The sequence below is a fragment of the Streptomyces griseiscabiei genome (assembly GCF_020010925.1).
Lineage (GTDB): Bacteria > Actinomycetota > Actinomycetes > Streptomycetales > Streptomycetaceae > Streptomyces > Streptomyces griseiscabiei.
In genome coordinates this window covers 3,219,399-3,240,144 of the sequence record NZ_JAGJBZ010000002.1, presented here as the reverse complement: position 1 = coordinate 3,240,144, position 20,746 = coordinate 3,219,399, and the positions used below count along the sequence as shown (strand labels likewise).

Genomic DNA, 20,746 nt, shown 5'->3' with positions numbered 1-20,746 from the left:
GCGCCGTCACACCGCCTTCATGTGGGGGAAGGACTCGTGGCAGGCGGTGCAGGTCAGGACCGTCTGGCAGCCCGTCGCCCCGAACGGGCCGAGGGGCCGGGTCGCCACGGAGCCGCAGTGCGGGCAGGGCCGGCCGAGGCCGAGCCGGACCGGCAGCGGTGCCGCGGCGGGGCCCGGGGGCGCGATGCCGTGTCCGGCGAGCTTGCTGCGGCCCGCCTCACTGATCAGGTCGCTGGTCCACGGGGGCGACAGCGCCCAGGTCACCCGCCCGTCGGGGTGACCGCAGTCGGCCAGTACGGTCCTCAGGTCGCTCTCGATCACCGGGAGCGCGGGGCAGCCGAGGTAGGTCGGCGTGACGACGACCTCCACGACCCCGTCCGCGTCCTCCCGCACCGACCGGAGCACGCCGAGGTCGGCCAGGGTGACCATCGGCAGTTCCGGGTCCGGTACGGCTCCCACCCGGGCCCCGACCTGGTCGAGGTCCATCCGCACGGCCGCGCTCACCATTCACCTCCGGGGTACTGCCGGAAGACCGACTGGAGTTCGGCCAGCAGCGGGGCGAAGGTCTCGGTGTGCAGGCCCGAACGCCCGCCCGTGGCCCGCCAGGACGGCGCCGGGACGGTGAGCCCCGCCTCCGTCAGCACCCCGGCGGTCGACCGTTCCCAGGCGGTCCTCAGGCGGGCCGGGGCGACCGCCGTGCCGTCGGTGTCGAGCCGGGCCGTCAGGTCGTCGGCCTCGAACAGCTCGGCCGCGTAGGGCCACATGAGTTCCAGCCCCGCCCGCATCCGCCGGCGGCTCTCCTCGGTGCCCAGGCCCAGCCGTACGGTCCACTGCGAGGCGTGCAGGCGGTGGTACTCGGCGTCCTTGACCGCGCGGGCGGCGAAGGACGCCAGGTCCGGGTCGGCCGCTGCCGCGAGTTCCGCGTACAGCAGGGTCGAGTAGTGCGTGTACGCCAGTTGCCGGGCGATCGTGGCGGCGAAGTCGCCGCCCGGCAGCTCCGGCAGCAGCGCGTTGCGGAACTCCCGCTCGGTCCTGCGGTACGCGAGATCCTCGTCGTCGAGGTCCGTGCCGTCCCTGCGGCCGCTGAGGCTCAGCAGGGTCCGGGCGTGGCCGAGCAGGTCCAGGGCGATGTTGGAGAGGGCCAGGTCCTCCTCGATGGTGGGCGCGTGGGTCACCCAGGCGCACAGGCGCTGGCAGAGGATCAGCGCGTCGTCGCCGAGGCGCAGGGCGTATGCGGCGACGTCGCGGTCCCGTGTCCCGGCGGCCACCATGCCGGCATCGGCGGTGGGTTCACTCGTCATGGTCGTCCGCCTCGTTGAGTGGCACGTACTGCTGCGGATACCGGTAGGGCTTGTCGGCCCGGTTGCTGAAGAAGGGGTCCTTCTCGCCCGGCGACGAGGCCCGTACGCCGTCGGAGCGCACCACCCAGATCGACACCGGGTCCCCGCGCCGGGTGTAGAGGTCCCTGGCGTTGGCGATGGCCATGTCGGCGTCCGCGCCGTGCACGGAACCGACGTGCTGGTGGGCGAGGCCCCGACGCGGTCTGATGAACACCTCCCAGGGCTGCTGCGCCCCGGCGGTCTCGTGCGCGCGGCTCACTGCTGGCGTCCTTCCGTCGTGCGGCGTGCCGCGTAGGCGTCGGCCGCCGCGCGTACCCAGGCCCCGTTCTCGTGGGCGGCGATCCGGTGCGCCAGCCGCTGCCGGCCGCACTGCGCGCCGGCGGCCAGGGCCGTGCGGTACACCTGCCAGTCGACCGGGGTGAAGTCGTGGTGTCCGCGCTCGGCGTTCCAGCGGATCGCCGGGTCGGGCAGGGTCACCCCGAGCCGCTCGGCCTGCGGGACGACGGTGTCCACGAACCGCTGCCGCAGCTCGTCGTTGGTGTGGGCCTTGATGCCCCAGGCCATCGAGCGGCGGCTGACCGCGGCGCCCACGGCGGCGGCCCGCGCGTCGCCGCCGCTGCCCTCGACCGTGTCCGGCGGGCCGAACATCAGGGCGACCGCGGGCAGCCACCAGCGGTCGACGGCGTCCTGCGCCATCTCCCGCTGCGCCGGCGTGCCCCGGCACAGGGACCACAGCAGGTCGTACCCCTGGCGGACGTGGAAGGTCTCCTCCTGGCACACCCGCTGCATGGCCCGCGCGTACGGGCCGTAGGAGGTGCGGCACAGCGGGGCCTGGTTGATGACCGCCGCGCCGTCCGTCAGCCAGGCGATCGCCCCGGTGTCGGCCCAGGTGAGCGCGGGGTGGTTGAAGGTGTCCGAGGAGCGCTGGTGACCGCTGTGCAGCGCGTCGAGGAGTTCGGCCCGGGTGACGCCGAGGGTGCCCGCCGCCGCGTACAGGTACAGGCCGTGTCCGGCCTCGTCCTGCACCTTGGCGAGGAGGGCGGCCTTGCGGCGCAGGGAGGGGGCCCGGGTCAGCCAGGAGCCCTCCGGCTGCATCCCGATGATCTCCGAGTGGGCGTGCTGGGCGATCTGCCGGATCACCATCCGCCGGTACCCGTCGGGCAGCCAGTCGCGGGGTTCTATCCGCTCGCCGGCCGCGACGAGCTCCTCGAAGTAGGCGTCGAGGTGTGTGTCGTCGCGGGCGTCGAGGTGTGTGTCGTCGTCCGCCGCGACGGCCGTGGCATCTGCCTCGGTGGCCATCTGGAACCTCCGCTCCCCTTTGCCCCGCTGTCCGGACCGTGTGAAGTGCCCCCGGTGCGGGGCTTCACAGAGGGAGGAGTGGCCGGGCGGCGGGCGCAATCCCTCACCGTGTGCGGCGAGGGCGTGAGCAACACCACAGCGGTGGCGGGGATTGCGGGCGGCCCGCCGCTCCTCCTTCCGATCCGAGACACCGCTTGGCGCTTCGAAAGGTGGACCTGTATGAGCACCATCCGTGAGCTACTCACCGAACTGACCGGCACGTCGGAGTACGCCGAGAAACTCGGCGACGACACCGATCTGGCCGCCAGCGGCATCGACTCGGGGGACCTGGTGCGTCTGGTCCTCCTCGTCGAGCAGCGCATGGGGGTGGAGATCACCGCCCCGGACATGGAGGAGCTGTCCACGATCGGGGACTACGAGCGGTTCCTCGCCGACCGTGCCCCCGCCGCCGCGCGGCCGGACGGTGCGTGATGTGGCTGACCCAGCTGCTGCGGCGCAACCGCCAGTGTTTCCCGGACCGCAAGGCGCTGGTGGACGCCCGTCGCTCGGTCACCTGGGCCGAGTTCGACGACCGGGTGGCCCGGCTCGCGCACGGGCTCGCCGGGCGCGGCATCCGCGCCGGCGACCGGGTGGCCGTCCTCTCGCTGGACCGTATCGAGGTGCTGGAGACGTACTTCGCGCTGGCCCGGCTGGGCGCGGTCTTCGTCCCCCTCAACCACAGCCTCACCCCCGCCGAGGTGACCGGGATCGCGGAACGCTGCACCCCTGCGGCGGTCGTCGGTGAGTCGGCCCTGCTGGACCGGCATCCGGATCTGCCGGTGCGGATCCGGGTGCCGCTGGACGACGCGGAGTTCGCCGCGATGTGCGCCGGGGACGGACCGGTCCCCGGCGACGGGTCCGCGGCGGACACCGCGGGGGGCGCGGGCCTGCCCGAGGTGCCGGACGACGCGCTCGCGGCGATCCTGCACACCTCGGCGACCACCGGCCGGGCCAAGGGCGTCGCCGTCGACCACGCCTCGTTCCGGGCCATCGCGCTCGGCTGGCTCACCCAGGCCGGGCCCACGGACGGCATGGTGATGGTCAACTGCTGCCCGCTGTACCACGGCAGCATGGTCGTCTCCCTCACGTACATGGCCGCGGGCGCCACCGTGGTCCTCACGCCGGGTTTCCAGCCGCAGCGGGCGCTGGCGGCGATCGAGGACAACCGGGCCACGCACGTCTGGCTGGTGCCCCAGATGCTGCGTTTCCTGATGCGGGCGAAGTCGCTGGAGAGCACGGACCTGTCGAGTCTGCGCGAGGTGCTGTACGGCGCGGCGCCGATGCCGCCGGAGATCCACGCCGAGGCCGCCGAGCGGCTCGGGTGCGGCTTCCGGCAGGTCTACGGGATGACCGAGGTGGGCGGTCCGTTCGTCACGCTCGGTCCGGACGAGCACCCCGCCCCCGGCAGCGCCGAGGTGATCCCGGCCGGCCGGGTGATCCCCGGTATGTCGGTGAAGGCCCTGGACGCGAAGGACCGGGAGACGGCCACCGGTGTCATCGGGGAGATCTGTGTGCGCGGCCCCGGTGTGATGCGCGGCTACTGGGACGACGAGAAGGCCACCGCCGACATCACGGTGGACGGCTGGACCCGTACCGGTGACCTCGGTTTCATCGACGGTGAGGGCCGGGTGCACCTGGTCGACCGGAGCAAGGACCTGATCATCCGGGCGGGGCAGAACGTGTACCCCAGGGAGATCGAACAGGCGCTGCGTTCCCATCCCGCGGTGCACGACGCCGCCGTGGTCGGGGTGACGGACGCCGACTACGGCGAGGCGCCGCTGGCCTTCGTGGTGGCCGAGGAAGGCACCACCCCCGAGGAGGTGCAGACGCATCTAGCCGGACTTCTCGCCGCGTACAAACGGCCCCGGCACATCCGCTTCATCGAAGAGGTGCCCCGGAACCCGGCGGGCAAGATCCTCAAGAGGCTGCTGCCCGTCTGACCCGCGCTCTCCCGGCACGTCGTGCGGGGTCCCGGCTCCGGCCGGGGCCCCGCACGACGTGCTTGCGCGGGACGGGAGTCGAGGCGGTGTGCGGGAGTCGCGGCGGTGTACGGCAGTCGCGGCGACCGGGGTCACGCCGCGGAGATGCCGCCCGTCACGCTGATGGCCTGGCCGGTGAGCCTGGCCGCGCCGGGGCCGCCGAGGAAGACGATGAGCGAGGCCAGGTCGTCCGGCTCGGCCACACCGAGGTGGGCGAGCCGCGCGGCCTTCTCGAAGATCTTCTTGCCGAACCCGTCGGCGAGCACACGGTCCGCGAGCGGAGTCCCGACCACCAGAGAAGGGGTCACGGCGTTCACCCGGATCCCGTCGCGCTTCCCCTCGATCGCCGCCGTCCGCGAGAACATGACGATCGCGGCCAGGGCCGCGCCGATGACGCTCTCCCCCGGCGTGGCGATCTTGGCGGCGTCGGAGGCGATGTTGACGATGCTTCCCCCGCCCTGCTCGCGCATGACCGGGAACACCGCCCGGGTCATGTGCATCGGCGGTACGGCCAGGGTGGCGAGGATGGGCGCCACGTCGGCCAGCGGCGTGCGATGGAGCAGCTCGGGTCCGTAACGCGAGGGCGGGGGCGTGGAGTTGACCAGGACGTCGATCGAGCCCAGGGCGCGGTGCACCTCCGCCACGGCGCGTTCCACCTGGGGGACCTCGTTGGCGTCCACCCGGACGAAGACGACCTCGGCCTCCGGGCAGCGGCTCTCGACCGCCGTCCTCGCGGCCTTGCCGCGCTCGGGGTTCCGGCCGAGCAGCGCGACCCGGCGCACACCGGCGTCCACGAACCGCAGCGCGCTCGCGAGACCGATTCCGGTACTGCCGCCGGTGATCACGACGGCGGCGTCCGCGTAGTCACGGACCAGGGGGGTCACAGGCATGCCGGTCTCCTTCGCACTTCGCACATCACGGGTGTCGACGGCCGTCCCGGCCGTCGCTCGTCGTCCGTCCCGGCACCGACCAGCGCATCAGTGACGCGCCGATCGCCGTACCGCCGTCGAGGCCGGCCAGCAGGACCAGATCGCCGTCGCGCAGCAGTCCCGCCCGGTCGACGAGGTCGAGGGTGAGCGGCAGGGAGGCGCTGCCGATGTCGCCGTACTCCTCGACGGTGCAGTGCGCCCTGGCGTTGCGCAGACCCGACGCGCGGGCCAGCTCCCACGGCGGGGGCCCGGCGGACCGGTGCGCCATGAGGTGGTCGATCCGCTCCGGCCCGTATCCGGCGTCCCGCACCAGCCCGGCCAGCGCGGCGGGTCCGTGCGCCCGCGCGGAGTCCGGTGTCGCGCGGCGGTCCGCCGTGACGTGATGGCCGCCGGCGGCGACCGAGGCGTGGGACGGCGGGACCCGGCTGCCCCCGGCCCGGATCCGCAGCGCCCCGGGGGCGTCGCCGGGTCCGGACAGGACCGTGCGGAGGAGGCCGTGGCCGGAGGGCACCGGCCCGACCAGGGCCGCGGCGGCGCCGTCCCCGAGGAGCGCGGCCGTACGGTGGTCGGCGAAGTCGATGAACCGCGAGAACACCTCGGTGCAGATCACCAGGGCGAGTCCGTCTCCGTGCAGCCGCAGCAGACCGCGGACCAGGTCCAGTCCGTAGAGGAAACCGCTGCCGGAGGCGCCGATGTCGAAGCAGGTCGCGCGGTGGGCGTCGATGGCGTTCTGCACCAGATGCGCGGTGGGCGGCTGGGGGAAGTCGCCCGTGGCGGTGGACACGACGAGGTAGTCGATCCGGTCGGCGGGGACGCCGGCCCGGGCGAGGGCCCGTTCGGCGGCGCGGGCGGCGAGGTCGGACGCGGCCTCGTCGGGTGCCGCGTAGCGCCGGGTCCTGGTCCGGGTCTCGCGTCCGATCGACTCGGCGGTGGCACCGGCCCGTCGCGCGACCTCCGCGTTGTCGATCTCGTCCTTGGGTACGTAGGAGCCGGTCGCAAGGATTCCGGCAGAGTGTTCGGCCACCGTCGGCAACGCCTTTCGGGGAAGGGGGACGTACGGTCGTCGTACTCGCTCGCCGCCCGGTCACCCGGCGGGGGCCGGTGTGTTCCTCACCGGGGCGCCGCCCAGCGCAGCAGGCAGGAGCCCAGGGAGAGGCCGCCGCCGAAGCCGCTGACCATCAGCAGATCGCCGTCCCGCAGGCGGCCCGCCCGGCTGGCCTCGTCGAGCGTCACGGGGATGGAGGCGCTGCCGACGTTGCCGTACTCCTCCACGGTGCGGTGGGTCATGACATGCGTCAGCCCCGCCTCCTCCACCAGGGCGTGCAGCAGCGCGCCGTTGCCCTGGTGCGGCACCAGGTGGTCGATCCGGTCGAAGGGGATGCCCGCGCGTCGCGACAGCCGTTCCAGTGTGGGCGGGACCTCCGTCATCACGAAGTCCCGCACCTGCCGGCCGTCCATGCGGAAGTAGTGCTCCCGCGCGTCCACCGTCCGGTGCGAGGCGGGTCTGCGGCTGCCGCCGCCCTCCACCCTGACCAGGTTGCGTCCCTCCCCGTGACTGGACAGGTCGAAGGCGACGAACCCGTACGGCGACGGCACGGGGCCCACGACCGCCGCGCCGGCGCCGTCACCGAACAGCACGGCCGTGCGGCGGTCGTCGAAGTCGAGGATGCGTGAGTAGACCTCCGCCGCGATCACCAGCACATGGCTGCCGGGGTGGGAGGAGACGAAGGCGCGTGCCAGCGCGAGACCGTAGACGAATCCGCTGCACACCACGTTCAGGTCGAGGCACGCGGCGTTGTGGGCCTTCAGCCCGCGCTGGACGAGGTGGGAGGTGGGGGGCAGCGGGGCGTCGCCGGTGGAGGTGGAGACGATGACGCAGTCGATCCGGTCGGCGGTGATGCCGGCCTGCGCGAGGGCCTGTTCGGCGGCGCGGACGGCGAGATCGGAGGCGGCCTCGTCGGGTGCCGCGTAACGCCGGTTCCTGATCTGGGTCTTGCGTTCGATCCATGCGGCGCTGGTGCCGACCCGTCGCGCCAGTTCCTCGTTGCTGATGACGTCCCTGGGGAGATAGGAGCCGGTCGCCAGGATTCCGACACAGTCGTTCGCCACTGTCGCGTGCACCTCTCACGGGAACCGGAGCCGGGCGGTGAGCTGCATCGCGGGGCTCCCTCCCTCGGGGCTGACCGTCCCACCTTGCGGCGGCGGCCTCGACAATCGCTGGAGCGCCGATCGGGCACCGCGACGTCGGCCGTACGGTCGCGGAAGTCGGTCGTGCGGTCACGCCGATTCTGTGAGGGTGAGTCCATGACCACGACACCCGACGGACGGCCCGTTCCGCCCGCGCACGCCGACGAACGCCCCATGCTGGAAGCCTGGCTGGACTTTCACCGCGAGACGCTCGCCCTGAAGTGCGCGGGCCTGGAGGACGACCGGTTACGGCTGCCCGCGGCGGCACCGTCGCCGATGACGCTGCTGGGCCTCGTCCAGCATGTGGCCGAGGTGGAGCGCAACTGGTTCCGGCGGGTCTTCGCCGGCCAGGATCTCCCACCGGTCTTCGCGGACAGCGGTGCCGACGGCTTCGCCCTGTGCGCGGACCGGCGGGCGGACGAGGTGCTGGCCGTGTGGCGGGCGGAGGTCGCCCGGGGCCGTGAACTGATCGCCGACGCCTCGCTGGACGACTCCGGCCGTCTGCCCGACCACGAGGCGGGTCACGTCGGCGATCCGGAGGTCTCGTTGCGCTGGATCATGGTGCACATGATCGAGGAGTACGCGCGCCACAACGGCCACGCGGATCTCCTGCGTGAGCGGATCGACGGCGTCACCGGTGCGTGAGTCCCGGGTGGCGGCGCCGTGTCGCACGGCGCCGCCACCCGGGCCCTGCCGGTCAGGACGTCTGCGCGGTCTGGTAGAGGTTCTGCGCGTCGGTGCCGAAGTACGGGCCGTACATGCGGTTGGGCAGGAAGTTGTACTTGAAGCTGTTCACCGAGGACAGCAGGCCGGTGCCCGTCGACTCGTTGAACTGGGTGAACCAGGGGCCGCCGCTGGAGCCGCCGGTCATGTTGCAGGTCATGCCGTGGTCGTTGGAGAGCAGGAAGTCACGGTTGGTGGTGCCGCTGCAGTAGATGAACTTCTCCCCGTCGTACGGGGCGGCGGCGGGGAAGCCGAAGGCGTACATCGCCTGGTTGTAGCCGGTGTTGAAGGCGAGTCCCTGCCCGCCGACGACGTCCGTGAGCAGCTTGCCGTCCAGCGGGGCGACGACGGCCGCGCCGATGTCGTAGTTGATGTCCTCGCTCGCGGTCCACTGCGGCGTGGAGAGGGTCTTGGTGGCGCTCCATCTGCCGTACGGGGCCTGGCCGTCGTGGTAGCCGGGCACGAAGACCCAGTTGGTGTGCCAGGCCCCCTCCAGCTTCACGCAGTGCCCGGCGGTGATGACCGTGCTCCTGTTGGAGCTGGTGACGGCGTTGCCGGAGCACGAGGCCGTGCGTCCCTGGTAGGTGAAGAACACCCGTCCCGCCGTGGAGAGCACGGCCCCGCCCCCGGACCAGGGCCCACCACTGTTGGGGAAGGCCAGCACCCCGACGTCGTTGCGGGCGCCCGGGACGGTCGGGGCGACGGTCTTCGCCCTGCCCTTGTCCACGGGTGCGGCCTTCGCCTGGGTCCGGTCCACGGTCGGCAGGTCCAACGGCACGGCCTGCCGCATCCGCTCGGCGGTCCAGAACGAGGCGGGGTCGGCGGTGGTGGCCGCCCCGGCGGGTGTGGCGAACACGCCGGCGCCGAGCAGCGCGGCGGCACCGAGCAGGGCGGCGACGACGGGACGGGGCTTGCGAAGGGGGCGGGACGAGCGGCGTATGTCTCTCACGCGTACTCCTTCAGCGGTGGGGGACGAGGACGGACTCGCGCAACGCAGCGTGCCAGCCCACCGCCCGCTTGGACAGGTACACGTCATAATGGGCGCGAAATCACCCCAGCGGCCCGTGCCCCGCACTCCGTGGGGAGGCGACCCCATCGAGGGGTTTCCCAGGGGTTTCCCGTTGCCCGTCCCAGCGGGCAACCGTGCTGGTGTGGACGTCTCGCGGCCCACTGCCGCAGGGTTCGGGACGCCGGTGAGCACGCCCGCGAACAAGACTTGAGAGAACCGGGGAACGACCGACATGCGAAGAACCACGCCTGGTGACGACGGCCCAGCACGGCGCCGCCGCTTCCGCCCGCTGCGGCTGCTGCTGACCGCCGCCGTCACGACGGCCTGTCTGGGCCTGCCCACCACGACCGCCACCGCGGCCCAGGCCACCACCGCCACCGCCACCGCGGCCCAGGCGACCACCGCGACCGCGAAGACCGCCGCGGTCCGTACCGCCGCGCCGGCCGCCGCCACCGACACCTGCGCGCCGCTGAAGGCGGGCGGGAGCATCGCCGCCGTGGACGCGGTGGAGACCGCCTGCCGCTACCTCGGCAAGATCTACGCATGGGGCGGCGGCCACGCGGAGGGCCTCCCCGGACCGAGCCAGGGCATCCCCTCCCTCGACCCGATGGCCCAGCACGACACCGAGTACTGGAGCTTCGACTGCATCGGCCTGGTCCGCTGGGCCTGGTACAAGGCGACCCGCCAGGACCTCATCAGCGAGCGCACGACCCAGTCGACCTGGCAGAACCCGGGCTACGCGCACACCCGGTTCACCAAGGAACAGGGCGAGGCACCCCTGCTGCCCGGTGACATCCTCTACTTCGGCGCCAACCTCACCCACGTGGCGCTCTACCTCGGCGACGGCAAGTACATCGAGGCACCCGAATCCGGATACCCGATCCGGATCGGGAACGACAAGTGGGACCGCTACCGGGGCGCGTTGCGGCCGCTGGCCGACGGGGTGTTCCCGGTCTGGGAGTACGACGGGCACGGCAAGGAACTGAAGACCTGGGGGCAGCCGAACCTGCGCGCGGACTCCCACACGGGCAGCGCGATCAACTGGCAGCTGCGCAACGGCATCTCGGTCGCCGTGCGGGGCCTGTGCCAGCGGGTCGGCGAGCGGGCCACGTACAACGGCATGGTCAACAACGTCTGGACGTATCTGCCGGACTATCGCAGCTGGGTCAGCAACCTGTTCCTCCAAGGACCGGCGATCATGCCCGGAGTGCCGTCCTGCGGGGAGTACTCCCGTATCGGCGGCACCCTGGCCGGCGCCGACTCCAACACCTCGTGCGGTGACGGCACCGAACCGAACGGCTCGGGCGCCTGGACGGCCAAGTCGACCATCGTATGGGGTCGTACCGTCGAACTGCGCTACAACAGCACGACCGCGTGCGCCTGGGGCCGCATCATCGGCGGCACGATCGGCGACGAGATCTGGGTCGACCGCAGCGCCGACGGCGGGAAGACCTGGGACCCCATGCTCGGCTACGCGAAGATCACCTCCGGCACCGACGCCTACACCAGCCAGTGGAACGACAACGGACTGGTGATGCGCGCCTGCGGCACCAACGGCAAGGGCGGCACGATCGCCTGCACGGACTGGTTCTGACCCATCCGCCGTGCGCGGGGCGGCGTCCTCGCCGCCCCGCGCGCGCTCGGCCGTCCGCAGTCAGCGCAGGTCCGCCGTGAGCCGGTAGCGGCCCGAGGGAAGGCGGTACGAGGCCACCCCGTCGGCGTGGCCGAGGAACCGCACCCCGTCCACCCGCGCCAACGGGGTGCGTCCCTCCCGTACGGCGTCTGCCGAGGCCGCCGGCAGCCGCAGGGTGGCCTCGCTGTTCGCCGGCACGACCGCCTCGTACGCCAGGGTGCGGCCCCCGGAGTCGGTCTCCCATGCGCTGCGGATCTCGCCGTACGGCGAGACGTAGGTGCCCGAGACCCGGGTGATCCGGCCCGTGGGATCGAGGTGGGGCCGCAGGAGGAAGCGCTGGAAGCCGGGGCCGGCCGGGTCGGGGGCGATGCCGGCCATGTAGGCGTACATCCACTCCATGATCGCGCCGTAGGCGTAGTGGTTGAAGGAGTTCATGCCGACCGGGCCGAAGCCGGCGCCCTCGGAGTAGGAGTTCCAGCGTTCCCAGACCGTGGTGGCGCCGTTCCGCACCGAGAACAGCCAGGACGGGAGCGCGTCCTGGTACAGGAGCCGGTACGCCAGGTCCGCGCGTCCCTCGTCGGTGAGGATGGGGGCGAGGACGTTGACGCCGAGGAATCCGACGGACAGCGTGTTCTCGGCGTGGCGGACACGGACACTGTCCGGGTGCGCCGCCCTGTGGGCCGCGTCGTTGCCGATGTTGTCCGCCAAGTGGCCGACGAGGGCCCGGCGTTGGGCCTGCGTCTCGTAGAAACCGAGCTTGAGGACCCACAACAGCGCGGTCTGGGTGTTGTCCTCCGTCCTCTGGTCGGGATCGGAGCCGGGTTCGATCGGGGAGGCCTCGCCCAGGCCGGACCTGACGGTGATCCGGCCGCCGTCGGTGCTCAGGTACTTGGCGATGAACGCCCGTTTGATGTGCCCGAAGAGCCGCTCGTACTCCTCGGCCTCCGCCGTCCGGCCGGTCCCCCGGGCCATGCTCGCCATCAGCCGGGCGGAGTAGCCGTAGTAGACGTCGCTCATCAACTGGGCGCTGGTCTGCTGCGGGGCGAGCCAGTCGCCGGTGAGCGAGCCCTGTCCGGCGTAGGTGTCGCCGGTCTGTCGTCGGATCCAGTCCAGGTAGCGGGTCATCGACGGCCAGTTGCGTTCGACGACGGTCGTGTCTCCGGTCATCTGCCAGAGCGTCCAGGGCAGCACGACACCGCAGTCGGCCCAACCGCTTCCGCCGCCGGGGAAGTTGTAGCGTCCGCCGGGGGCGACGCCGGTGTACTGGGCCTTGTCCGCGCCGTAGACGGTCTGGGAGTCGACGACGGTGTCCTGGAAGTGGCCGAGGAAGACGGCGGCGTCCGCGTTGTAGAGGCCGGTGGTGGCGAAGACCTGGGTGTCGCCGGTCCAGCCGAGCCGTTCGTCGCGCTGCGGGCAGTCGGTGGGCACCCAGAGGTAGTTGCCGCGCTGGCCCCAGCGGATGTTGCTCGCCAGCTGGTTGACGTCGGGATCGTTCGTGGTGAAGGTCCCGGTCTCGCGGACGGCGGAGGTGGCGACCTTGCCCGTCAGCCCGGTGAGGGTGACGGTCCGCGAGGTGGTGACGGAGACATGGCGGAAGCCGTAGAAGGTCAGCGTGTCCTGATGGGTCTCGCCCTGCGGGTCGCCCTTGAGGATGTAGGTGCTGGTGGCCTCGGCGCTGCGGAGGTTGGCCCGGTAGACGGAGCCCTCGGGGCCGTCCGCGCCGGCGCTGTCGTCGTTGAGCATCTCGGCGAACCTGAACTCGACCCGGGCACCGGCCGGTCCGCGCACGGTGCAGCGGGCGACACCGACCATGTTCTGGCCGAGGTCGTAGACGGCGGTCTCGCCGCTGCCGAGGGTGACCGGGGCGGTGGCCGCTTTCGCGGGGTCGGTCACCGTGCGGGCCGGGTCCACGACGACGCGTCCCCTGCCGTGGGGGCTGTCCTCCTGTCCGGTCACCCCGGTGACGACGGTGACGGACCGCGGCCTCAGGTCCCAGCGGTCGACGAAGCGCGCGCTCTCGCCGGGGTAGGCGGTCAGCCGCACGTCCGGGTACCGGTCCTCGAAGGCGACGCGTGTCACGTCCGACCAGGCGGTGTCGTCGAAGCCGTGCGCGGTCCAGTTCGGTAGCTCCCGGCGGGCGTCGTACGTCTGGCCGTCGTAGAGGTCGTCGGACCGGTAGGGGCCGGTGTCGGTGGCCTTCCAGCCGCCGTCCGTGCCGGTCACGAGGGACTGTGCGGTGCCGTCCGCGTAGCGGATCAGCAGCTTCGCCTTGAGGGCGAGCTCGTTGCCGTCCTTCGTGTAATAGGTGCTGCCCTCGGAGACACGGCCGTTGTACCAGCCGTTGCCGAGCACGGCGGCGAGGGTGACGACCGGTTCGCGGGCGACGAGGCGGGTGACGTCATAGGTGAGGTAGTCGACGCGTGTGTCGTAGTTGGTCCAGCCCGGCGGCAGGAGTTCGACCGTGGGGGCGCCGTCCTGTTCGACGGTCACCCGGTGGCCGCTGACGTACACGTCGTAGACGCCGAGGGCGGAGACGTACAGCCGGGCCTCGCGGACCGGGCCCCGCAGCGGTGTCTCGGTGCGCAGCATCGGTGCGCCCGGCGAGCCGGGGGTCTTTCCCCGCATGCCGATCCACTGGGCGCCGTCCCAGCCGGTGACACCGTCGGTGCTCAGCAGGCCGGTCTCGAAGGAGGAGGGGGCTGCGGTACCCGTCGGGCGGCCCTCGGTGTCCCGGACGGCGACGGTCCAGTGGTAGCGGGTCGAGGGGCGCAGCGGTTCGCCCGCGTAGGGAACCGCGACCGAGTTCGAGGACCGGACGGGCCCGCTGTCCCAGACGTCGGCGCGGTCGGCGGTCAGCCTGTCCGGGGACGTGGCGACGAGGATCCGGTACTCCCCCTGCCGCCGGCCCCGGGTGGCGGACTCCGTGCGCCAGCCGAAGCGGGGGCGGTCTGCGTCCACACCGAGGGGATCGGTGCGGTGTTCCACCGTCAGCCCGAGGACGGGGCTGCCGTGCGGGCGGCGGGACGGTTCCGCCGCCGCACTCGTTCCGCTTGCCATGGCGCTGGCTCCTTTCGAGGGGCCCTTGGGATCTCTTGCCGGTCGGGAGGTCGGGTCAGGTCAGGTCGGGTCAGGTCACGCGACACGGCAGGTGAACGTGTGGCGCCCCGAGCCGACGACCCGGCGGGCACCGTCGCCGGAGGGCAGCCGGATCTCCGCCGTGGTGTTGGGCGGGAGTTCCACGTCGAGCCGGAACCTGCCGTCGCGGCGGGTCCACCGGGCGGACACCACTCCGTACGGGGTGCGGTAGCCGCCTTCGGCGTGGGTGAGGTCGCCGACCGGGCGGGGGTCGACGACCAGTTCGCGGTAGCCGGCCTTGCCGCGCGCCTGGCGGATGCCGACGACACCGCCGTGGAACCACTCCTCGATCTGCAGCAGGATCATGTGGTTCTTGGAGCTGCCGATCTCCCAGTCCTCCGGAACGGTCGTCAGACCCCGGGGGTTGGCGGTGGTGGGTGCCATGAAGTGACCGTATCCGGGGCGGGTGTCCTCCTGGAGGACGTCCCACAGGAGGTCGTCGTGGCCGCCCTCGTGCAGGGCGCGCACGATGGGGGCGAGGCCGATGGTGCCACCGCTGAAGTGCGGACCGCCCCCGAACGGGCGGTGGGCGTGGACCAGTTCCACCAGCGCGTCGAGGACCCTTGCGCGTTCGCCGTCCGGTACGAGGCCCTCGTCGAGCGCGAGCGCCTGCGCGGCCTGGGTGGCTCCGGCGGTTCCCCGGTCGCCCTCGGCGGTGTACCGGCCGAGGGAGGTGTGGTAGAAGGCGTCGTTGAACGCGTCCTTGATGTTGGCCGCGAGGTTGCGGTACTCGGCGGCGTCGGTGTCCCGCCCGATGAGTGCCGCCATGCGGGCCATCCGGTCGGCGACCTGGTGGTAGCCCCAGGTACCGGTGATACGGCCCGAGGTGTTCTCACCGGCGATCCAGTCGGCGAGGGCCGCGTCCACGAGGTGGGCGTCCGCGCCGGTGCCCGCCTTCCGGGTCCTGATGTAGTGCAGGAAGGCCTGCATCCGGGGGTAGGCGCGGCTCATCGTCTGTGTGTCGCCGTATGTCTCGTACAGCAGCCAGGGCACCAGGACGATGCCGTTGCCCCAGTTGATCTCGTCGCCGAACCGGCCGGTGTACCCCCAGTCGTACACGGGGGCCTTGAGCGCCACGTTGCCGATGTCGTCGCCGGCCCTGGACTGGCCCTCGACCAGGTGGCGTTGCATGGTGCGCAGATAGGCGGCGTAGCCGAAGGCGCGGTGCAGGGAGCCGAAGGGCTGGACGTAGTCGGCGGGGTAGGCGAGCTTCTCCCGGCCGGGGCAGTCCGTGAAGGTCGACATGACATTGCTCATGATCGAGTAACGGGCCATGCGGTGGACGCGGTTGATCCGGTCGTCGGAGGTGTGCAGGGACCCGGCGGCGGGCAGGTCCGCGTGGATCTGGAGGCCGGTCACCGTGTCCCGGGTAGGTACGTATCCCTCGGGCAGGCCGGTCACCTGGAGCCACTGCATGCCGAAGTAGTGGAACCGCGGGTGCCAGCTCTCGCCCCGCTGGTCGCCGTACGTGGTGTAGGCGGCGAAGAGGTCGGTGCCGCGGGCGGGGCCGCCGCCCATGAGGGACGCCTGGTGGACGGTGCCGTCGGCGTTCAGCGACTCGGCGGGCAGCAGCTTGACCGTGGTCCCGGCGGGCAGCGGGCCGTCGAGCTTCAGCAGCGGCCAGCCGGCGAAGTTCTGCCCGAAGTCGAAGACCCAGACGCCGGGTTGCGGCTGGGTGACCTCGACCGGGCGGAGCCGGTCGACGACCCTGAGCGGCTCGGCCGCCCGCCACACCAGTTCGGTGGTGAGATTGGGTGGTGGGGCGATTCCGGCGGCGGTCCAGCCCATGGCCGTGCCGTCGCGGCGTTTCGCCGTGGCCGTGAGGTCCGCGCCGGGGGCGGTCCAGCCGGGCTGCTCGCGGCGGGCGTCGTGGTCGGAGCCGGAGTACCAGTTGGCCGTGACGGTCGGACCGAGGGCGGCTCTCCAGGAACGGTCGCTGACGACGGTCCGGACCGTGCCGTCGGCCCGGGTGAGTTCCAGCCGGGCGATCAGCCGCGGGGAGACGGCGGCGCCCGCGCTCGGGTCGGTGGCGGCGAGGGAGTTGCCGGAGCCGGTGACGGCGGCATTGCCGTCGTGCGCGGCGGTGAGACCGGGCTCGAAGGTGATGCCGGTGCCGTCGGCCCCGGCGGTGCCGATCGCGGTGACGGTCCGGGATTCCAGACGCTCGCCGCCGTCGCCGGTGTCGATGTTCACGGTGCCGCCGACATGGAAGCCCGCGACACTGCTCACCCTGACGGTGGTGGCGCCCCGGGCGGCGGGCGCGACGAGGCTGCCGCTGCCCTTGAACTGGCTCTGCCACCAGCTGTACGGGGCGGTGCGGCCGGTGGCGGGGTCGGTGACGGAGCGGGTCACCAGGGCTGTGCCGTGGCCCAGTTCGACGCCGAGGGTGTTCGCGCCGGAGCGGATCAGCCGGGTGACGTCGTACACCCGGTATTCGAGGGAGAGCTGGTAGTTGGAGTTGCCGGGCGCGAGCACCTCGTCGGTGACGGGTTCGCCGTTGAGCCGGGCCTCGTGCAGTCCGACGCCGGACAGGTACAGCCTCGCCCTGACGACCCTGCCCCCGCGTCCGCCCACGCGGAAGGCGCGGGCGAACAGGGGCAGGGGCTGGTCGACGGTGCGGCCCGGGTACTCGATCCAGCGGGCCTCGCCCCAGTCGGTGCGCCTGAGGAGCCCCGTCTCCCAGGTGCCGGGACGGCTCCACGGTATGGCCCGCCCGTCCGCGCCCCAGGCCCGCACCTGCCACACCACACGGTCGCGCGAGGCCGGTGCGGGGCCGTGCCAGGGGATGTCGGTCTGGGCCGGGGAGCGGACCTTGCCGCTGTCCCACAGCGGGCGGCCCCGGTCCAGGTCCTCCTCGGTGCGCGCCGCGCGGATCCGGTAGGCGGCCTGGGTCCAGCCGGCCCCGGCTCCCGCCACCCGCCAGCTCAGCCGTGGGGCGGGGTCGTCGACACCGAGCGGGCCGTCCTCACGGCCGTCGACCGCCAGGCCCGTCACCCGGGCCCCCTGTCCGCCGTCCCGCTCGGCGGCGTGGGCTGCCGCCGTCAGGGGCAGCCCGGGGACGACGGGCGCGGCCAGTCCCGCCGCCGAGACGGCCATGGTGCCGACCACCTTCCTCCGGCTCAACGGCTCATCGGGGACGTCTGGCATACCGAACCTCCGGTCACTCGGGGGGATTTGAACCTGGCGATGCCAGGTGATGCCTCGTGATGCCTGGTGATGCGAACCTGGCGACTTGACCCTGGCGATTTGAACGTTTCAGTCGGGCGCCCGGAAAGGGCCGCCGGCCACGGAGGGCGGCCGGCGGCCCGACGGCCGGGTCAGTTCCCGGACGTGTAGTCGGCGTCCATCTCGTCGAGGAGCTTCTCGGGGGTGGACTGGCCGCTGAAGATCTCCTGGAGGCCGCTGAGCATGGTCTGCTGGACCTTGGGGTTGGGCCAGAGCTGGTCCATGAACGGCACGGTGCGGTCCGACTCGATGAACTCGGTGAGTTCGGCCAGCGACGGATCGGTCCTGTAGCCCGTGTCCGGCAGGGTGGGCAGACTGCCCTGCTTCTCCACGAACGTGGTCATGCCCTTGGGCGACATCACGAAGTCCACGAACTTCAGGGCCAGTTCCTCGTTCTTCGCCTTGGCGTTGACGCCGTACCCGGCGCCGGCCGCCGCCGGAATGAGGGTCCGGGCCGGGTCGTCGGTGGCGGGCAGCGCCTTGAGCGTGAACGTGCCCTTCGGGTTCTTCTGCTTGAGCAGGGCGATCACCCAGTTGCCCTGGACGATGCCGAGGGTCTTGCCGGTGGCGGCGAGCTGCTGGCTGGCCTCGTAGTTGGTGCCCAGGGGGTTCTTCTGGAAGCAGCCCGTCTTCTCCATGGTCATGTACTTGTCGACGGCGGCGGCCCAGGGAGACTTCGCGAAGGAGGTCTCGCCGGCCTGCAGCTTCTTGTCGAAGTCCCGGTCCTCGCCGTAGACGGTCGTGGCGACCAGCGCGTACAGCACGAGCTGGGTCACCCAGTTGTCCTGGTTGCCGAGCGCGAAGGCCGGGGTCCCCTTCGCCTTCGCGGCCTTGCAGAAGGCCAGCAGGTCCTTCCAGGTCTCGGGCGGGGTGAGCCCCGCCTTCTCCATGGCCTAGTCGTTGTAGACCGCGCCGATGCCGTTCTGTCCGAACACCGCGTTGTACGTCCTGCCCTCGTACTGGGCGACCGACTTCATGGCGTCCGGCAGTTCGGCGGCCCACGGCCGGTCCGACAGGTCCCGCAGATAGCCCGGCTTCGCCAGGACGAAGGTGGCGCCCGGGTTGCCGTTGCCGGGCCAGACCGACATCACGTCGGGCGCGGTGCCGGAGGACAGCTGGGTGCGGATCTGCTGCTGGTACTGGTCGGCGCCGCTGGTCGTGTACCGGACCTTGACGCCCGGGTTGGCCTTCTCGAACGCCTTGACGACGTCTTCGACCGAACCCTGGTCGATGGACGCGAGCGTCAGCGTCTTCGAGCCCCCCGAACCGCCTTCGGAGCCCGCCTTGGTGCCGCCGCTGCACGCGGCGAGCACGGACATGGATGTGACCGCCGCGATCAGGACCGGCAGTGCGCGGTTCCTCATCGGAAGTGAACGTGCCTTCATGATGCCCCCCTCGGGGAGAGTGCCGCCGTGCGTGAGGGTCGGCCGGGAGTCGGGGTCATCCCCGCAGCCCGCCCGCGAAGCCGTTGATGATGCTGCGCTGCAGCAGGAGGTAGACGAGCAGGACGGGTAGGACGCTGATCACCAGCGCCGCGAAGATGAGGTTCCAGTCGGTGACGTACTGACCGACGAAACCGGAGATCGCCACCGGCAGGGTCTGCCGGTCGCTGCCGCTGAGGTACAGCAGCGGGGTGAAGAAGTCGTTCCAGACCGCGACCGTGTTGAGCACCAGCGCGGTCACGGTGATCGGCTTGAGCATGGGCAGGACCACCAACCGGAAGCCCTGCAGCGGGGTGCAGCCGTCGATCAGCGCGGCGTCCTCGAAGTCACGCGGCAGAGCGCGCAGGAACCCGACGTAGAGGAAGACGGTGAACGGCACCTGCAGCCCCGAGTAGAAGAGGACCAGCGCCCAGGGGGAGCCGAGCAGTCCCAGGTCGCGCAGGGTCTGGTACAGCGGGAGGGACGCGAGCTGGAAGGGGAGGGCGAGGCCGAGCAGGAAGGTCAGATACGTCCCCCGGGACCAGCGGGCCGTGGCGCGGGCCAGCGGGTACGCCGCGAGCGCGGACACCGCGAGGACGACGGCGACACTGCACACCGTCACCAGCAGGCTGTTGGCCAACGCCCCGCCCAGCGCCCCCTGTTGCCAGGCCTGGGAGAAGTTGTCCAGGGTCGGTGAACCGGTCGGGCTGATCGGCGAGGAGGTGTCCGAGGAGGGCCGCACCGCCAGATTGACCAGGACGTACACCGGGAAGGCGACGAACAGGGCGGCCGCGATCATCGCCAGTTCCAGGGCGAAGGTGCGGCGGCGGTAGCGGTTCATGACGCGGACCTCTCGTAGCGGGACAGCGCGAGGAACTGTCCGGTCGAGACGACCGCCACGATGATCGTGAGGACGACGGCGAGCGCGATGCTGTAGCCGAACTCGCCGAGGGTGAAGGCGTCCTTGTAGATGAGCGTCGAGATGGTGTCGGTGGCGTGCCCCGGTCCGCCGCCCGTCAGCGCCCAGACCTGGTCGAAGAGTTTGATCCCGCCGATGATCGACAGCATCAGGTTGATGGTGAGGGCCGGGGCCAGGAGCGGCCTGGTCACCGACCAGAAGCGGCGCACCGGACCGGCCCCGTCCATGGAGGCCGCCTCGTGGACCTCCTTGGGCACCGACTGGAGTCCGGCGAGGAAGATGACCATGGAATAGCCCGCGAACTGCCAGACGATCACCCCGACGACCGACCACAGCGCCAGATCCGGGTCGCCGAGCCAGTCCTGCCGCCATCCGCCGAGGCCCACGGCGGCGAGCAGGCTGTTGACCGCGCCGTCCGGACCGAGGAGGTTGCGCCAGAGGTAGGCGGTGACGATCGGGGTGATCACGGCCGGGGCGAAGAGGAACACCCGGAGCAGGGTCCGGGACTTGATGGCCGAGTTGACGCCGAGGGCCAGCAGCAGTCCCACCGCGTTCTGCACGACCGTGATGGCCACGGCGATCAGCAGGGTGTGGCGGACGGCCCGGGTCGCGTCCTCGTCGCCGAGCATCTCGGTGAAGTTGTCGAGGCCGACGAAGGAGAAGTCGGGAGACAGCCCGTCCCAGTCGGTGAAGGCGTAGTAGACCCCGCGCGCACTCGGCACCAGGACGACGAAGGCGAACAGCGCCATCGCGGGAAGGGCGAACCACCACGGCGGGGCGGTTCGGGGGCGTCGGCCCCGTGGAGCCGGCTCCGCGCCCGGGGACCGGTCGACGTCCGGCGGGCGCTTGTGCGGGATGACGGTCACCGGCGAACCTCCTCTCTTGAATCGATTCAACGCATCGGGCGG

At 71.9% G+C, this 20,746-nt stretch carries 16 protein-coding genes and 1 pseudogene; 4 read left to right on the top strand and 13 right to left on the bottom strand.

Annotation, left to right across the window (positions count from 1 at the left end):
• Window positions 1-6: 6 nt before the first annotated feature.
• The 4 genes from paaD to paaA are packed head-to-tail and all read right to left on the bottom strand — an operon-like array spanning window position 7 to window position 2,639.
• Complete coding sequence (gene paaD / locus J8M51_RS31295; protein WP_086753370.1) at window positions 7-507, bottom strand: 1,2-phenylacetyl-CoA epoxidase subunit PaaD; 501 nt, start codon at window positions 505-507, stop codon at window positions 7-9.
• Window positions 501-1,301, bottom strand: a complete 801-nt coding sequence (gene paaC, locus J8M51_RS31290; RefSeq protein WP_218781398.1) for a 1,2-phenylacetyl-CoA epoxidase subunit PaaC — start codon at window positions 1,299-1,301, stop codon at window positions 501-503. The genes paaD and paaC overlap by 7 nt, the downstream gene beginning before the upstream one ends.
• On the bottom strand, window positions 1,291-1,599 hold the full coding sequence (gene paaB, locus J8M51_RS31285) for a 1,2-phenylacetyl-CoA epoxidase subunit PaaB (protein ID WP_086753372.1): 309 nt from the start codon (window positions 1,597-1,599) through the stop codon (window positions 1,291-1,293). The genes paaC and paaB overlap by 11 nt, the downstream gene beginning before the upstream one ends.
• Window positions 1,596-2,639 (bottom strand): 1,2-phenylacetyl-CoA epoxidase subunit PaaA, encoded by a 1,044-nt coding sequence (gene paaA, locus J8M51_RS31280; RefSeq protein WP_086753374.1) that lies wholly within the window; start codon window positions 2,637-2,639, stop codon window positions 1,596-1,598. The genes paaB and paaA overlap by 4 nt, the downstream gene beginning before the upstream one ends.
• A 219-nt stretch (window positions 2,640-2,858) precedes the next feature.
• Between paaA and J8M51_RS31275 the strand changes: the two genes are divergently transcribed.
• Window positions 2,859-3,110: an acyl carrier protein gene (locus J8M51_RS31275; RefSeq protein WP_086753376.1), complete on the top strand. Its 252-nt coding sequence runs from the start codon at window positions 2,859-2,861 to the stop codon at window positions 3,108-3,110.
• On the top strand, window positions 3,110-4,618 hold the full coding sequence (locus tag J8M51_RS31270) for a class I adenylate-forming enzyme family protein (protein WP_086753378.1): 1,509 nt from the start codon (window positions 3,110-3,112) through the stop codon (window positions 4,616-4,618). Before J8M51_RS31275 ends, J8M51_RS31270 begins: the two co-directional genes overlap by 1 nt.
• A gap of 131 nt (window positions 4,619-4,749) precedes the next feature.
• On the opposite strand, the gene J8M51_RS31265 is transcribed toward J8M51_RS31270, so the two are convergent.
• The 3 genes from J8M51_RS31265 to J8M51_RS31255 all read right to left on the bottom strand — a co-directional run bounded on the left by J8M51_RS31265 (window position 4,750) and on the right by J8M51_RS31255 (window position 7,695).
• Window positions 4,750-5,547, bottom strand: a complete 798-nt coding sequence (locus tag J8M51_RS31265; RefSeq protein WP_086753380.1) for an SDR family NAD(P)-dependent oxidoreductase — start codon at window positions 5,545-5,547, stop codon at window positions 4,750-4,752.
• A gap of 25 nt (window positions 5,548-5,572) precedes the next feature.
• The gene (locus J8M51_RS31260) at window positions 5,573-6,610 is read right to left on the bottom strand and encodes a 3-oxoacyl-ACP synthase III family protein (RefSeq protein ID WP_216588227.1); all 1,038 of its coding nucleotides are present in this window, start codon (window positions 6,608-6,610) and stop codon (window positions 5,573-5,575) included.
• 86 nt (window positions 6,611-6,696) lie between these two features.
• The gene (locus tag J8M51_RS31255; protein WP_086753382.1) at window positions 6,697-7,695 is read right to left on the bottom strand and encodes a 3-oxoacyl-ACP synthase III family protein; all 999 of its coding nucleotides are present in this window, start codon (window positions 7,693-7,695) and stop codon (window positions 6,697-6,699) included.
• A gap of 195 nt (window positions 7,696-7,890) precedes the next feature.
• Here J8M51_RS31255 and J8M51_RS31250 point away from each other — a divergent pair, with 195 nt between their 5' ends.
• Entirely contained in the window at window positions 7,891-8,418 is a 528-nt protein-coding gene (locus J8M51_RS31250; protein ID WP_086753384.1) for a DinB family protein, read from the top strand.
• Between the two features lie 52 nt (window positions 8,419-8,470).
• Here J8M51_RS31250 and J8M51_RS31245 read toward each other — a convergent pair whose 3' ends face one another.
• Window positions 8,471-9,445 (bottom strand): trypsin-like serine peptidase, encoded by a 975-nt coding sequence (locus J8M51_RS31245; RefSeq protein WP_086753386.1) that lies wholly within the window; start codon window positions 9,443-9,445, stop codon window positions 8,471-8,473.
• Window positions 9,446-9,737: 292 nt separating this feature from the next.
• Between J8M51_RS31245 and J8M51_RS31240 the strand changes: the two genes are divergently transcribed.
• The gene (locus J8M51_RS31240; RefSeq protein WP_086753388.1) at window positions 9,738-11,099 is read left to right on the top strand and encodes an NlpC/P60 family protein; all 1,362 of its coding nucleotides are present in this window, start codon (window positions 9,738-9,740) and stop codon (window positions 11,097-11,099) included.
• A 60-nt stretch (window positions 11,100-11,159) separates the two neighbouring features.
• Here the strand turns inward: J8M51_RS31240 and J8M51_RS31235 are convergent, their stop codons facing one another.
• The 5 genes and pseudogenes from J8M51_RS31235 to J8M51_RS31215 all read right to left on the bottom strand — a co-directional run bounded on the left by J8M51_RS31235 (window position 11,160) and on the right by J8M51_RS31215 (window position 20,704).
• Window positions 11,160-14,195 (bottom strand): alpha-L-rhamnosidase, encoded by a 3,036-nt coding sequence (locus J8M51_RS31235; RefSeq protein ID WP_086753390.1) that lies wholly within the window; start codon window positions 14,193-14,195, stop codon window positions 11,160-11,162.
• 75 nt (window positions 14,196-14,270) lie between these two features.
• On the bottom strand, window positions 14,271-17,420 hold the full coding sequence (locus J8M51_RS31230) for a family 78 glycoside hydrolase catalytic domain (RefSeq protein ID WP_086753392.1): 3,150 nt from the start codon (window positions 17,418-17,420) through the stop codon (window positions 14,271-14,273).
• Between the two features lie 170 nt (window positions 17,421-17,590).
• Window positions 17,591-18,817, bottom strand: a pseudogene (locus J8M51_RS31225) (ABC transporter substrate-binding protein).
• 121 nt (window positions 18,818-18,938) lie between these two features.
• On the bottom strand, window positions 18,939-19,760 hold the full coding sequence (locus J8M51_RS31220) for a carbohydrate ABC transporter permease (RefSeq protein ID WP_086753394.1): 822 nt from the start codon (window positions 19,758-19,760) through the stop codon (window positions 18,939-18,941).
• Window positions 19,757-20,704 (bottom strand): carbohydrate ABC transporter permease, encoded by a 948-nt coding sequence (locus J8M51_RS31215; RefSeq protein WP_256964084.1) that lies wholly within the window; start codon window positions 20,702-20,704, stop codon window positions 19,757-19,759. The genes J8M51_RS31220 and J8M51_RS31215 overlap by 4 nt, the downstream gene beginning before the upstream one ends.
• Between the last annotated feature and the right edge of the window lie 42 nt (window positions 20,705-20,746).